Origin of the sequence: Synechococcus sp. ROS8604 (assembly GCF_014279655.1) — a bacterium.
Taxonomy (GTDB): domain Bacteria; phylum Cyanobacteriota; class Cyanobacteriia; order PCC-6307; family Cyanobiaceae; genus Synechococcus_C.
The window spans coordinates 787,690-800,043 of the sequence record NZ_CP047946.1 but is presented as its reverse complement, the minus strand read 5'-3'; the positions used below and the strand labels follow the sequence as shown (position 1 = coordinate 800,043).

General features: G+C 58.7%; 14 protein-coding genes and 2 tRNA genes. 9 read left to right on the top strand and 7 right to left on the bottom strand.

Going from position 1 to position 12,354, the window contains the following annotated elements:
* The first annotated feature begins 12 nt into the window (after window positions 1-12).
* Genes SynROS8604_RS04260 through sodX form a run of 4 tightly spaced genes read left to right on the top strand, consistent with a single transcriptional unit; the run spans window position 13 to window position 1,928 of the window.
* A complete protein-coding gene (locus SynROS8604_RS04260) occupies window positions 13-342 on the top strand; it encodes a phasin family protein (RefSeq protein WP_006854605.1) in 330 nt (109 codons plus the stop codon).
* Window positions 343-376: 34 nt separating this feature from the next.
* Window positions 377-991 carry an FKBP-type peptidyl-prolyl cis-trans isomerase gene (locus SynROS8604_RS04255; protein ID WP_186545797.1) on the top strand — a complete coding sequence of 205 codons (615 nt, stop codon included), beginning with the start codon at window positions 377-379 and terminating at the stop codon, window positions 989-991.
* 59 nt (window positions 992-1,050) lie between these two features.
* Window positions 1,051-1,524, top strand: coding sequence for a superoxide dismutase, Ni (gene sodN, locus SynROS8604_RS04250; RefSeq protein WP_186545255.1), 474 nt, complete (start codon window positions 1,051-1,053; stop codon window positions 1,522-1,524).
* Window positions 1,506-1,928, top strand: coding sequence for a nickel-type superoxide dismutase maturation protease (sodX, locus tag SynROS8604_RS04245; protein ID WP_255445181.1), 423 nt, complete (start codon window positions 1,506-1,508; stop codon window positions 1,926-1,928). Before sodN ends, sodX begins: the two co-directional genes overlap by 19 nt.
* Here the strand turns inward: sodX and SynROS8604_RS04240 are convergent.
* The 6 genes from SynROS8604_RS04240 to SynROS8604_RS04215 form a co-directional block, all read right to left on the bottom strand.
* Window positions 1,911-2,579, bottom strand: coding sequence for a hydantoin utilization protein A (locus SynROS8604_RS04240; protein ID WP_186545254.1), 669 nt, complete (start codon window positions 2,577-2,579; stop codon window positions 1,911-1,913). The two genes, sodX and SynROS8604_RS04240, sit on opposite strands and share 18 nt — an antisense overlap.
* Before the next feature lie 75 nt (window positions 2,580-2,654).
* Window positions 2,655-3,539: an indole-3-glycerol phosphate synthase TrpC gene (gene trpC / locus SynROS8604_RS04235; protein ID WP_186545253.1), complete on the bottom strand. Its 885-nt coding sequence runs from the start codon at window positions 3,537-3,539 to the stop codon at window positions 2,655-2,657.
* Between the two features lie 3 nt (window positions 3,540-3,542).
* Window positions 3,543-4,985, bottom strand: coding sequence for a dihydrolipoyl dehydrogenase (lpdA, locus tag SynROS8604_RS04230; RefSeq protein WP_186545252.1), 1,443 nt, complete (start codon window positions 4,983-4,985; stop codon window positions 3,543-3,545).
* Window positions 4,982-5,854 carry an RNA methyltransferase gene (locus SynROS8604_RS04225; protein WP_186545251.1) on the bottom strand — a complete coding sequence of 291 codons (873 nt, stop codon included), beginning with the start codon at window positions 5,852-5,854 and terminating at the stop codon, window positions 4,982-4,984. Before SynROS8604_RS04225 ends, lpdA begins: the two co-directional genes overlap by 4 nt.
* 4 nt (window positions 5,855-5,858) lie before the next feature.
* Entirely contained in the window at window positions 5,859-6,107 is a 249-nt protein-coding gene (locus tag SynROS8604_RS04220; protein WP_186545250.1) for a hypothetical protein, read from the bottom strand.
* 34 nt (window positions 6,108-6,141) lie between these two features.
* Window positions 6,142-6,223, bottom strand: a tRNA-Leu gene (locus SynROS8604_RS04215).
* A gap of 150 nt (window positions 6,224-6,373) precedes the next feature.
* Here SynROS8604_RS04215 and murA point away from each other — a divergent pair.
* From murA to SynROS8604_RS04190, 5 genes are all read left to right on the top strand, one after another.
* Window positions 6,374-7,669: a UDP-N-acetylglucosamine 1-carboxyvinyltransferase gene (gene murA, locus SynROS8604_RS04210; RefSeq protein WP_186545795.1), complete on the top strand. Its 1,296-nt coding sequence runs from the start codon at window positions 6,374-6,376 to the stop codon at window positions 7,667-7,669.
* Between the two features lie 80 nt (window positions 7,670-7,749).
* Window positions 7,750-7,831: transfer RNA gene (locus SynROS8604_RS04205), tRNA-Leu, on the top strand.
* Window positions 7,832-7,890: 59 nt separating this feature from the next.
* Window positions 7,891-9,132: an aspartate aminotransferase family protein gene (locus SynROS8604_RS04200; RefSeq protein ID WP_255445280.1), complete on the top strand. Its 1,242-nt coding sequence runs from the start codon at window positions 7,891-7,893 to the stop codon at window positions 9,130-9,132.
* Window positions 9,129-10,373: a folylpolyglutamate synthase/dihydrofolate synthase family protein gene (locus SynROS8604_RS04195; RefSeq protein WP_186545249.1), complete on the top strand. Its 1,245-nt coding sequence runs from the start codon at window positions 9,129-9,131 to the stop codon at window positions 10,371-10,373. The genes SynROS8604_RS04200 and SynROS8604_RS04195 overlap by 4 nt, the downstream gene beginning before the upstream one ends.
* A gap of 68 nt (window positions 10,374-10,441) precedes the next feature.
* Complete coding sequence (locus tag SynROS8604_RS04190) at window positions 10,442-10,975, top strand: pentapeptide repeat-containing protein (RefSeq protein WP_006854617.1); 534 nt, start codon at window positions 10,442-10,444, stop codon at window positions 10,973-10,975.
* On the opposite strand, the gene SynROS8604_RS04185 is transcribed toward SynROS8604_RS04190, so the two are convergent.
* Window positions 10,976-12,307 (bottom strand): FAD-binding oxidoreductase, encoded by a 1,332-nt coding sequence (locus SynROS8604_RS04185; RefSeq protein WP_186545248.1) that lies wholly within the window; start codon window positions 12,305-12,307, stop codon window positions 10,976-10,978. It lies immediately after the preceding gene.
* Window positions 12,308-12,354: the final 47 nt, after the last annotated feature.

Here is a 12,354-nt window from a genome sequence, read left to right as displayed (position 1 = left end):
ACCCGTACGGCTATGGATACCGCTAATCCCCTGCAACAGCTCCTTCTTCGCGGGCTCGGCACGACCACCCTGGTTGCCGATCGGCTCCGTTACGTCACCCAGGAATGGGTCAGCAGCGGCCGCCTTGATTCAACCCATGCCTCGGCCTTAGTGGACGATGTGCTGAAGGCTTTGCGCGGCGAGACCCCAGAACTCGAACAGCAGATGGGCCGCAACCTTGAACGCAACCGCGACCACATCATTCAAGACCTCGGCTTAGCCAGTCAGCGCGAACTGGATGAGCTGCGGGGACGAATCGATCGCCTTGAGCAGCAGTTGCGCCAAAAAGAGCGCGAGGAATGAACTGCCAGACTTGGATTCAATCGAGCAAAATTCTGTGCGCGAGATCTTGATCAGCACCGCTGTGTTTGTGTCCTGTCTGATGGTGGCGTTCATCAGTCAACTGGTGTCGCCCTCCACGGTGATCGCGGCAACGCCATCCACCATGGCCAGCAGCAATGCGACGACTGTCCAAGCGGCTGTCGTTCAGGCCGTGGCCAATCCGATGGAACTCGACCCCGACAACCCCAACCCCACCTTGTTTGCGATGGCTCCCGATACCAACATCGCTGATGCCTCAGCGCTCGGCGGACCGATGGAAGCCGAGAAGCCTCAAGTCACCGCCAGTGGCCTGAAAATCACCGACCTCGTTGTCGGCACTGGTGATGTGGCGAGCTCGGGACAGAACGTGGTGGTGAACTACCGCGGCACCCTCGAAGACGGCACACAATTTGATGCCAGCTACGACCGCGGCACCCCGTTTGAGTTTCCGCTTGGGGCCGGCCGGGTGATTAAGGGTTGGGATGAGGGCGTCCAAGGCATGAAAGTGGGCGGAAAGCGCAAGCTCGTGATTCCCCCTGACCTCGGCTACGGCAAGCGTGGTGCTGGCCGCGTGATTCCTCCGAACGCAACCCTGATTTTTGAAGTCGAGCTACTGGACATCAAAAGGTGAGCCATTGGACGGTGGTCCATAGGTAGGCTTATCGAACCGAAAATTCTGTTTCAAACCCGATGCTTCGCTCGGCTCTATCAGCGATCGTTCGCTCCTTGCCCGCCTCCACCGTTGAAGCCCACTGCGACGGACCCTGCGGCGTCTATGACCCTGCTTCAGCTCGTGTTGCCGCTGAAGCAGTGCTCTCGATGACCAAAAAGCTCAAAGCGTTGGAAGCCCCTGCTGCTGGAAATGCAGCAGCTCTTGCCACCTACAACAACACCTTCTCCCGCTTCGTTGCCATCAAGGAAGAAGAGGCACAGAAGACCAAGAAAGAACTCTTGATCCTTTGGACCGACTACTTCAAGCCTGAGCACCTGGCGACATTCCCCGACCTTCACGACACGTTCTGGAAAGCCGCAAAGCTCTGCAGCGCCTGCAAAGTGCACATCGATCAAGGCAAGGCTGAGGAGTTGATGGCCGCTGTTGAGAAAATCCACGGCATGTTCTGGCAGTCCAAAGGCCGCACGGACGCTTGGGTCACCGCCTCCTGAGTCGGGTTCTGAGCTTTTCATCAGACCTTCAAAAACCCCTGGCAGCAGTTGGTCTTCTCGACCTACTGCTGCTTTTTTGTGGGCGTCGACGGGTGATGCAAGTGGAGGGATATTCGATGTGGCCAACGCTGAAGCCCAAGGACCGCGTCATCGTGCGGCCATTCGATCAGCACGCAGCCTTCCCCGCCATCGGTATCGGTGCCATCGTCGTTTACCTTCATCCGCAGCAGCCTTCACGCCAGGTGATCAAACGCTTGCACGCTGTGGAGGACACCCAGCTCACCATCCTTGGTGACTGCCCAGATGCCAGCACAGACAGCCGGCAATGGGGATGTGTTCCTAAGGAATGCTTGGTCGGAGAAGTGGTGGCACTCGTGACCACAGCATCAGAACAAGACCGCTGATGTTTTTTGGAGCCAAATCGCTCCGGTCACGACCGACAGCCCGCCGGTGCAGCCCACCAACAGCGGCAGGAAACGGGCGCTGCTCCGCATCGTGAGCATGGAGAGTGAGCTCACCACAGCGAGCATGGCGCCCATCGATCCGCACAAATAGGCCAGCAAATACAGAATCGCCCCATGAACCGGCAAGGCAAGCGCTGGGATCACGGCCAACAGATGCCCGGCACCCGCCAGTCCATGGAGCAAGCCAAGGCCCGATGCCGCATGCGCATGGCGGCGATGGTTGTTCTGACCGCGGAGGTGCACATGAAGATGGCGATGCAAGGCCGAACCATCGTGGTGATGGTCATGGGTGTGCAACTCCAAGCCAAACGCGGTTCGAATCGCAAGAGCGCCAATCACAAGCAACGACACCCCCACTAAAAATTCAGCCCATGCCGACATGCTTTCGACGTGGATCAGATCTTTAAAAAAAATCGCAACAATGCCGAGCAACACCACTCCAAGGGAATGGCCTCCGCCCCAAGCCAATCCTGACTTCACGGCCTGCAACGGACGCCTCAGCGAAAAGGGGGCCATCGCGACCAGATGATCAGCACCACCAACCACGTGCACAGCACCTGCCGCGAAGCCCGTCAGAACAGTGATCAGCAAGTCGCGACCCCAAGATCTAGCAATTCTGCCGGACGGAGATCCGGGGCAAGCGATTCACGGATGGCTGGTGCTGATTCAACCATGGATCAGCGCTTGGAGTGCTGCCTGCACATCCGCTTGGCGCATCAGGGCTTCACCCACCAAAACAGCCTGGGCTCCAGCGGTTTGAACCCGATCGAGATCAGCGCGATGGAACAGTCCAGATTCACTCACTAACAGGATCTGCTGCTCCGCCAGTTGCGCAGAGAACTGAGCCGTGAGCGTTTCTGTGGTCGCTAAATCGGTTTCAAAACTGGCGAGATCCCGATTGTTGATTCCAATCAAGGGGAATCCACCGAGGGCCAGCACCCGCTGCAACTCTTCCGCGTCATGCACCTCCACCAAAACCGTGAGACCAAGGGCTGCGGCCACCTTGGAGAAGTAAGCCAGATCTTGATCGGACAGGATCGCTGCAATCAGAAGGGCGGCATCGGCTCCCGCCGCCCGCGCCTGATACAGCTGATAAGGGCTAAGGATGAAGTCCTTACAAAGCAGGGGAAGGTCCACGGCATCGCGCACCTCAATCAACACATTGAAACCACCCTGAAAGAAGGCTTTATCGGTGAGCACCGAAAGACAGCTCGCTCCACCGGCGGCATAAGCCTTGGCAATCGCCACTGGATCGAAATCCTCTCGAATCACCCCTTTGCTGGGACTGGCTTTTTTCACCTCCGCAATCACGGCAGGCGTGACGGCTGCAGTCCTTAAAGCGGCCAGGAAATCACGGGCTGGGGGCAATTCAGCCACCTTGCGGCGCAACTGCTCCAAGGGCATGCGCTCACGGGCAATAGCGATCTCGCGATCTTTCTCCCAGACGATTTTTTCCAGGATGTTGCGAGGTTCGCCGTCCTGATCAGGAACGGCGTACTCCAGATGCGCAACTTGCACCTTGGGATTGGGCGGACGACGACGGATCTCCATCACTCAGGCCCCCACCGCTGAAGCCGCTTGCTTATAGGCCACTTCCACCACTTCACTCAGCGTTGGATGCGTGTGCACCTCATTGGCGAGTTGGGTCACGCTTTGACGGCGAGACACTGCATTCGCAATCTCCTGGATCAAATCAGCGGCATGCAAACCGTAGATATGCGCCCCCAGGACCTCCCCGCTGGTTTTGTTGAACAGCAACTTCATCAGGCCATCACTTTCCAATTCGGCAAGCGCTTTGGAATTGGCTTTGAAATAGCTGCGAACCGTGCCCAGCTCAAAGCCCTCCTCTCCTGCAAGCTCCTTGGCATCGGCTTCCGATAAGCCCACAGAACTGATCTCAGGGTGCGTGAAGGTCGCGGCCGGGATGCTGCGGTAATCGATTCGCCTGGGATGACCAAGAATGTTGTCGACAGCCACCGAGCCTTGTGCCGCGGCCGTGTGAGCGAGCATCAACTTGCCGGTGACATCACCAACGGCCCAGAGATGGGCCTGCGGAGCACCGTTCACCAACACGCGCATGCTGTCGTCCACGGGAATAAATCCCCGATTGGTCTCCACTCCCACGGATTCGAGGTTGAGATGCTTGCTGCTGGGCACACGCCCTGTCGCCACGAGCACCGCATCCACTTCCAAGGTCTCAACCGGCTCTTTGGTTTTCATATCAACCAGCTCAATTTGCACGGGGGATCCGGGTTGAATCGATTTCGCCAAAACCCCAGAGCGCGCATCAATATCGCGGCCATCGATCAATTTGCGGGCTGCAATCTTGGCGATATCAGGGTCAAAGGTGGGCATCACCCGATCCAAGGCCTCAATCATCGTGACTTCACAGCCCAAAGCTGTGTAGACATCGGCAAATTCCAGTCCGATATAGCCACTACCAATGATGGCAATCCAACGCGGCAGCCATTCCAGATTGACCGCCTCGTCGCTGGTGAACACGCTGCGCCCATCCGTTTCGATGCCCGGGGGGACAAACGGATCCGAGCCCGTAGCCAAGATCACATCCCGTGCCGTTAAGACCCGGTCCACCCCGCTGAGCTCACGCACCCCAACGCGTTGAGGTCCCTCAAGCCGACCTTGACCACGAAGGATGGTGACCCCTGCCCTCTCCAAGGTTTTGGTGAGATTGGCCCGAATCGTGGCCACCAATTGATTGGCGTGATCAGCAATCTTCTTGCGCTCAAAACGCACGGGAGCCGCATGGATGCCAAACCCTGCGAGATGCTCAGCATCCGCCAGCTCGCGCACGCGACCACTCGCTGCCAACAGGGCTTTTGAGGGGACACAGCCACGGTTCACGCAGGTGCCTCCCATGTCGCGGGATTCAAGGACGGCCACCTTGAGGCCATGATCGGCTGCATGTTTGGCTGCATCAAAGCCGCCATATCCGGCGCCAATGACAATCACATCGAAGTCGAAACTGGCGTCGCTCACCCGATCTTCTGCGTTGAAGGCGTCATTCTCGCCCGTCGCCTCTCCAAAAGCAGAGGGACCGCAGCAGCCGCCACATTGAGAGATTCCACAGCTGCGCTGTGGGGCAGGGTCACACCAGCGGAGCAGCAGTCCTGTAACAACGGGTCCAGACCGGCTCCTTCGTTGCCGAGCAGGAGCACCGTGGGCAGCGTCCAGTCCAGCTCCCAATAGGGCTGAACGCGTCGTTCTGCCGCGGCATCTGGCACCAAAGTGGCCACGATTTGAAGTCCAGCATCGCGCACTTGCCTCAATCGTTCCGCGAGTTGAACGACGCCTTCCGTCGGATCAGGGCCAAAGCGCTCGACCGGCAAGCTCAAAATCGCACCAGCTGAGGATCGCACCACCTTTGGGGCCAAGGGATCAGCACCGGAGGCACACCAAACCTGCTGGATGTCGGCGGCCCGTGCGGTGCGCAGCAGGGTTCCGAGGTTGCCTGGATCCTGAATGCGATCCAGCGCCAGCACAAACTCGGGAGCGGCTACGGCTGAAGGCAAGCAAGACAATGGCAGCAAACAGGCCACACCATCGGGCTGAACCGTGGTTAATCCCGCTTGCAAGGCTTCATCACTGATCCGCTGCACTCGCACAGATCCCGGCAAAGCGCGAATCAAGCCAGCATGGGTGTTCAACCAAGCGGGAGTGGCCACAACATCAAGGACAACAGAATCCGGCCAAAGATGGGTCCGAAGTTCTTGTATTTGATGCGTTCCCTCCAGCAAGACAACACCATGTTCAGCTCTCCCTGAACGGGAGGACAACGAACGAAGTCGTCGCACCAAAGGATTGCGGCGACTGGTGATCAGCTCCTCTGACTGATCGTCAAAAGACACGGAATCAGAAGCTGGTGTGCTTACGCACCTTCATTCCATCGCGAAGATTCAGGTCATTGCCGTTGAGGTCAATGCCTTGAACCGCAGCGATCTCCCCCTTAATCCCTTCAGCCGCCAAATTCTCAACCAACTTCTTAATGACTTGGTCTTCCACCGTGGATTGATCCACGGAATCCGGAGTCAAAAATTCGATGAACTTCCCAACTTTGGAAGCCACTACCTCCGATGAGTTGGCGATCTTGAGCACAATCATGAAAGAGTTGGGAGTCCTGACCCAGTCAAGCTAATGCGGTTAGGGAGACTTGAACTCCCACGTCCGAAGACACATGTACCTGAAACATGCGCGTCTACCAATTCCGCCACAACCGCTGGAGTCACAAACGTGACCTGAAGACCATACGACATTAGCTTTGGAGTCACAGTCACGATCGGGGCTCTAAAGAACCAGTTTGAGGGCCGGCCGTCTAGACGGTCTCATCCTTGATGGTCAAGATGGTCGTGAATTTAGTAACCACGGGCATGAAGGCAGCGGCTCTTGCGTCTCAAGGCATTCTCAAGCCGCACCTCGTGATCGATGGTGGAGAAAAATTGTGTGGAGAGCTGCGCGTCAGCGGTGCGAAAAATTCAGCTCTCGTGCTGATGACAGCTTCACTCCTCACCGTAGAGCCCCTCACCCTCCGCAACGTTCCCCCGCTCACCGATATCGGCGGAATGGCAGACATCCTCTCTTGTCTGGGCGTAAACGTTCAACGCAAAGGAGAGGTGGTTCATCTTCATGCCCATCAAATGACAGGAGCAGAGCCTCCCTACGAATTGGTGAACGGCCTGCGCGCCAGCTTTTTTGCGATCGGCCCGCTTCTCGCTCGCATGGGACAGGCCAGGGTGCCCCTACCAGGGGGTTGCCGCATTGGTGCACGTCCTGTTGTGGAACATATCCGTGGGTTGAAAGCGCTGGGAGCCGTGGTGAACGTGGAGCACGGCATCATTGCCGCCTCGATCCCAGGTGTTGAACAACGTCTCAAAGGGGCAGAGATCGTTTTGGATTGCCCCAGCGTGGGCGCGACAGAAACCATTTTGATGGCTGCAGCCTTGGCGAAAGGCACGAGCGTGATTTCGAATGCGGCTCAAGAACCAGAGGTTCAGGATCTCGCCAACTTGCTGATTGCCATGGGCGCCAAGATCAGCGGAGCCGGCGGACCCACCATCACCGTGGAAGGTGTGGATCAACTCCACGGTTGCGACTACACGGTGATTCCCGACCGCATTGAGGCCGGAACCTTCCTGCTCGCTGCTGCCATCACCCGCTCAAAACTGAGAGTGGCTCCTGTCATTCCCGACCATCTCAGTGCCGTTCTGCAAAAGCTGCGCGACTGCGGCTGCAAACTCGACATCGATGACGAAGGGATCACGATCACACCCGGAGACATCCGGGGCATCGACATCACTACCCAACCGTTCCCTGGTTTTCCCACCGATCTACAAGCACCGTTCATGGCCTTACTGGCCACAGCACAGGGAACCAGTGTGATTACGGAGAAGATCTACGAGAACCGGATGCAGCACGTCGCAGAGCTGCAGCGCATGGGTGCCTCCATCAGGGTTCAAAGCAACACCGCCGTTGTGGAAGGGGTCTCAACTCTCAGCGGCGCTCCAGTGAGTGGAACCGATCTCAGAGCTTCAGCTGCCATGGTGTTGGCAGCGCTCGTGGCGAAGGGGACGTCTCAAGTGAGCGGACTCGAGCACCTCGACCGTGGGTATGCCGATATTGAAGCAAAGCTGGGCAGGGCTGGAGCCAAATTGACCAGGCGCTCATAGGGCCTAGGGGCAAAACGTGTAGGGTATTGAGTGAGTCCTCAATCCTTTGAAGGACTTTGAGCGTCAAGAGACGCGAAATAGCAGGTGTGGCGGAATTGGTAGACGCACCGCACTCAAAATGCGGCGGGGCAACCCTTGTCGGTTCAAGTCCGACCACCTGTATGAGTGAAGCGGTCAGCTTCAATAGAAGCGCGAAGGCCACGGGTCAACAGTCGGGCGAAATGGTAAAAACTCCCCCCCAAACCACTGGCATCACTGAGCAGCCTTCCACTGCCGTGATGGGGACCTACAACCGCTACCCGCTCACCCTGGTGCGTGGGAATGGCTGTTGGGTGCGTGATCACAAAGGCGATCGCTACCTCGATGCCGTCGCTGGAATTGCCACCTGCACCCTCGGCCATAGCAACCGCGCCATGCGCCGGGCGTTGAAGGATCAGCTCAGCCGCCTGCAGCACGTCTCCAATCTTTATCAGATTCCTGAGCAGGAAGAGCTAGCCCGCTGGCTAGTGAACAACAGTTGCGCCGACAGTGTGTTCTTCTGCAATTCCGGGGCGGAAGCCAATGAAGCCGCCATCAAATTGGCCCGCAAACATGGCCATCAACGGCGGGGGATCGAGCGCCCCATCATCCTGACGGCGGCAGCAAGCTTCCATGGCCGCACATTGGCAGCGGTAAGCGCCACTGGACAACCTCGCTACCACGTGGGGTTTGAGCCGATGGTGGAGGGATTTGAGACCTTCACCTACAACGACATCCAGAGCTTTGAACAGCTTTTAAACCGCCTGGAGGCCCATGGCCCCAGGGTTTGCGCTGTGCTGATCGAACCGCTCCAAGGCGAGGGCGGTGTGAATCCTGGCGATCCCGATGTCTTCCGTGCGATCCGTCGCCACTGCGATGAACGCAACATCCTGTTGATCTTTGACGAAGTTCAAGTGGGAATGGGTCGTAGCGGCCGGCTCTGGGGCTACGAGCAACTGAATGTCCAACCCGATGTGATCACCTTGGCGAAGGGGCTCGGAGGTGGCCATGCGATCGGGGCCCTGCTGACCAGCCAACACGCCGACCTGTTTGCACCTGGAGATCACGCCAGCACGTTTGGAGGCAACCCCTTTGCTTGTCGCGCTGGCCTCACCGTCGCCCGCGAATTGGAACGGAGGCAGCTGCTGCGCAACGTGTCAGAACGGGGCGAGCAATTAAGTGCAGGACTCCACCAGCTCATTCAACGCTTTCCTCAACAACTCCAGGACGCCCGAGGGTGGGGCTTGCTGCAGGGTTTGGTCCTACGAGAAGACTGCGATCTCACTGCTGCTGACGTTGTCAAAGCAGCGTTAGCGCAAAAACTGTTGCTCGTTCCAGCTGGAGCGAAAGTGGTGCGGATGGTTCCTCCCCTCGTGATCGATCGCCGGGAGGTGAAGGCGCTGCTCTCCCGCCTGGAACGCACGCTGGAACAGTTGAACGCGTGACCCGCTCCAAGGCTGATCCCATCGATGAGTTAGCGGACCTGATCTCCCCCTTTGAGCAGCGGGGCATGGATCTATCCCTTGAGCGAATGCAAAGGGCACTGTCTGATTTAGCCAACCCCTGCGTTGATGTTCCCGCCGTTCAGGTGGTGGGCACCAATGGCAAAGGCTCGATCGCCTGCATGATTCACAGCGGCCTGACAGCAGCAGGTTTGAACTCTGGCCTCACCACCTCTCCCCATCTGATCAGTTGGTGTGAGCGGATTTGCATCAATAAGCAGCCGATCGAACTCCCCCAACTGCGCCAACGTTTAAAACAACTCCAAGCGTTGGCGCGGCAGCACAACCTGACCCCGTTCGAGCAGCTGATCACCGCGGCCTTGGTCCACTTTGAAGCCAACGCCCTCGATTGGCTCGTCCTGGAAGCAGGTCTTGGAGGGCGGCTGGATGCCACAACGGCCCATCCCAATCGACCTCTGATCGCCATTGGCTCGATCGGCATGGATCACTGCGAGCATCTCGGGCACTCCTTAACGGCGATCAGCAGCGAAAAAGCAGCGGTGATCGGCCCTGGGGCCCACGTGGTCAGTGCCCCTCAACACGAGGCGGTCGCCCAGGTCTTGGAGGAACGCAGCCAAGAGATGGGCGCAACCCTGGAGTGGGTGGAGCCCCTATCAGAGGACTGGGAACTGGGGTTAGCTGGACACCTGCAACGGCGAAACGGAGCCGTGGCCCGTGCAGCGCTGCGACGCATGAATGCCCTTGGCAGCTCGATTTCAGAGGCGCAGATCCGGCAGGGGCTGGCCCAAGCCCGTTGGCCTGGTCGGCTTCAAACACTGCAGTGGAAGCACCACTCTGTGCGTGTGGATGGGGCCCACAACCCCGATGCGGCTCAGCAGCTCGCGCTCGAGCGTGGTGGCTGGAGCCAGCCAGGGCATCAGCAGATCTGGATTCTTGGCATTCAACGCCACAAGCAAGCCCCAGAGATGCTCAACCTGTTGCTGGAGCCAGACGATGAAGCCTGGATCGTGCCGGTGCCAGGGCATCTGAGCTGGACAGCCGACATGTTGAACGAGATCTGCCCAAGGCATGCGCAGCAACTGAGGAGCGCCTCAAGCGTGGAGAACGTGCTCATCAGCCTTTCGAAGAAGACTGCAAACAGGCCGATGCCAACGCCTGTGATTGCAGGCTCCTTGTATTTGATTGGCGCGTTGTTGGCGGAAGGGGTGCTGAAAGAGGCCTAGAAGTTCAGGGCTCGCTTCAGAACGAACGGAGGAACGGCAGAGTGAGGTCAGCTTTTGATGCACCCGTCATGCGCCACCAGATTCTGGGCTCCCTCTTCGCGCTAGCTCTCCTGGCGCTCATGACAGCTCTGCCTTTCCCTGTGATTGCTCTCGACACCTCCACCGGTGTGGGGCTTCAGGATCGAGCGCTCTTTCAAGAGCGGGTGGATTACACCCTGACCAACCAGAGTGGCGGTGACTTCCACGGTCAGAACCTCGTCAATACATCCTTCGCCGGTGCGACGGGCAGGGGTGCTGATTTCAGCGACGCCAACCTGCAGGGAACAATCTTTACGCAAGCGGAATTCCCAGAAGCGAATTTCCATGGTGCCAATCTCAGTGATGCACTGATGGATCGTGCCGATTTCTCCAAAACGGATCTTCGCGATGCCTTGCTCCAGGGCGTGATTGCGGCCGGGAGCAGCTTTGCCGGCGCAGACATCGAAGGGGCTGATTTCACGGATGCCTTGTTGGATCGGGAAGATCAGCGCCGCCTCTGTCAGGACGCTGATGGCGTCAATCCCAGCAGCGGTGTCGCCACCCGCGACAGCCTGGACTGCTGATCATGCGGGAAAACCACCAAGCTTTCCCGGGTTGAGCAAGCCATCAGGATCGTGGCGGTGCTTCGCTGCGACCTGATCGCCATCAATCACACCCAGGCCGCCTCCCTCCACGGTGATCACATGGGGGTTGAACACAAACGCCCCCTGGGCCAGACAGTCATCGATTAAATCCTGAAGAGCCTGCGCCCCTCTCCAGTAGACCAATGGCAGAGCCGCCAATCGAAAGGCCCCCTGCTGACGCACGGCCTCGAGATGCCACACGAGATCATCTCCCCAGCGCTTCTGGAGCACCTCCATGCAGCCCAGTTCAGGCTGGGGCAAAAGCATCTGCAGATAGGTCCAATTCGGATCGTGATTGCGCAGATGCAGGGTTGTGTGATTCCAGCTCAACTCCCGCAGACCATTGCCCTGATGGTCGTCCTCTTGGCCAAGCACGTGCATCTCCGCCTGAACAGAGCGCGCCAGGCGTTCAATCGTGCTCACCCCATCGGGGGCAACTAACAGCAGCAGCCGGTGCTGTCCCCGCGGGGAACCACTCCACGACGGCAGATGCTCGACGATGGACGCCTGCAATACAGTGCAGAGGTTCAACTCAACGGCCGCTCGACCGCAACGCTGGGCCAGCTCCACCGCCGTCGTCCAGTCGGCACAGTCCACCACAACCTCATGCCACGCCACCCGCGCCGCCGAGGAGAGGGTGAGCGCCGTGATGATGCCATTGGTGCCATAGGCGTGATTCAAGGCTTCCGCCTCCGCGGCTTCCAGTTGCAACAGCCGTGGCGAGACCTCCATCGTCACCACCTCCAGGCCGAGGAGGTGGCCAGGATCGCGCAAAAATCCCCAGCGCACCGAACCGATCCCCCCGGATCCGCCGCCGATAAAGCCGCCGATCGTGGCACTGCGCCAGGTGCTTGGAAACAGCCTTAACTGCCGGCCATGAACGGCCAAGGCGCGGTCGAGGTCACGCATTAAACAACCGCATTCCACCGTCAACACTCCCGAAACCGGATCGATGGAACGCACCTCGCGCAAAGCATCCATCAAGAGCACCACGCCCCCTTTCAGGGGCACGCTTTGGCCGTAATTTCCCGTTCCCGCTCCACGCAAGGTCAAGGGCACGCCATGGCGATGGCAGGCCGCGGCCACCGCTTGCACCGCCTGCACGGAAGCTGCACTGGCAACAAGATCGGCACGGCATTGGCTGAGCTGTTCCCGCAGCACCGGTGAGTAGTCGTAGGCGTCGCGGGAATAGCGACCTAAATCCGCTGGGCTGATCAGCAAGCTGAGATCGGCAATGGCTGCCAGCTCGTGGTGCAAAGCATCGAAACCCATGGCGATTCAGGACTGGCTTGGAGTGAGAGAGAGGCTATTGCTCAAGG

Excerpts from the sequence above, each read along its gene's own strand:
- SynROS8604_RS04190 (WP_006854617.1), top strand. The coding sequence starts at position 10,442 with ATGCGCCACCAGATTCTGGGCTCCCTCTTCGCGCTAGCTCTCCTGGCG.
- murA (WP_186545795.1), top strand. The coding sequence starts at position 6,374 with ATGAAGGCAGCGGCTCTTGCGTCTCAAGGCATTCTCAAGCCGCACCTC.
- SynROS8604_RS04260 (WP_006854605.1), top strand. The coding sequence starts at position 13 with ATGGATACCGCTAATCCCCTGCAACAGCTCCTTCTTCGCGGGCTCGGC.
- SynROS8604_RS04200 (WP_255445280.1), top strand. The coding sequence starts at position 7,891 with ATGGTAAAAACTCCCCCCCAAACCACTGGCATCACTGAGCAGCCTTCC.
- SynROS8604_RS04185 (WP_186545248.1), bottom strand. The coding sequence starts at position 12,307 with ATGGGTTTCGATGCTTTGCACCACGAGCTGGCAGCCATTGCCGATCTC.
- sodN (WP_186545255.1), top strand. The coding sequence starts at position 1,051 with ATGCTTCGCTCGGCTCTATCAGCGATCGTTCGCTCCTTGCCCGCCTCC.
- trpC (WP_186545253.1), bottom strand. The coding sequence starts at position 3,539 with ATGGAGATCCGTCGTCGTCCGCCCAATCCCAAGGTGCAAGTTGCGCAT.
- SynROS8604_RS04220 (WP_186545250.1), bottom strand. The coding sequence starts at position 6,107 with ATGATTGTGCTCAAGATCGCCAACTCATCGGAGGTAGTGGCTTCCAAA.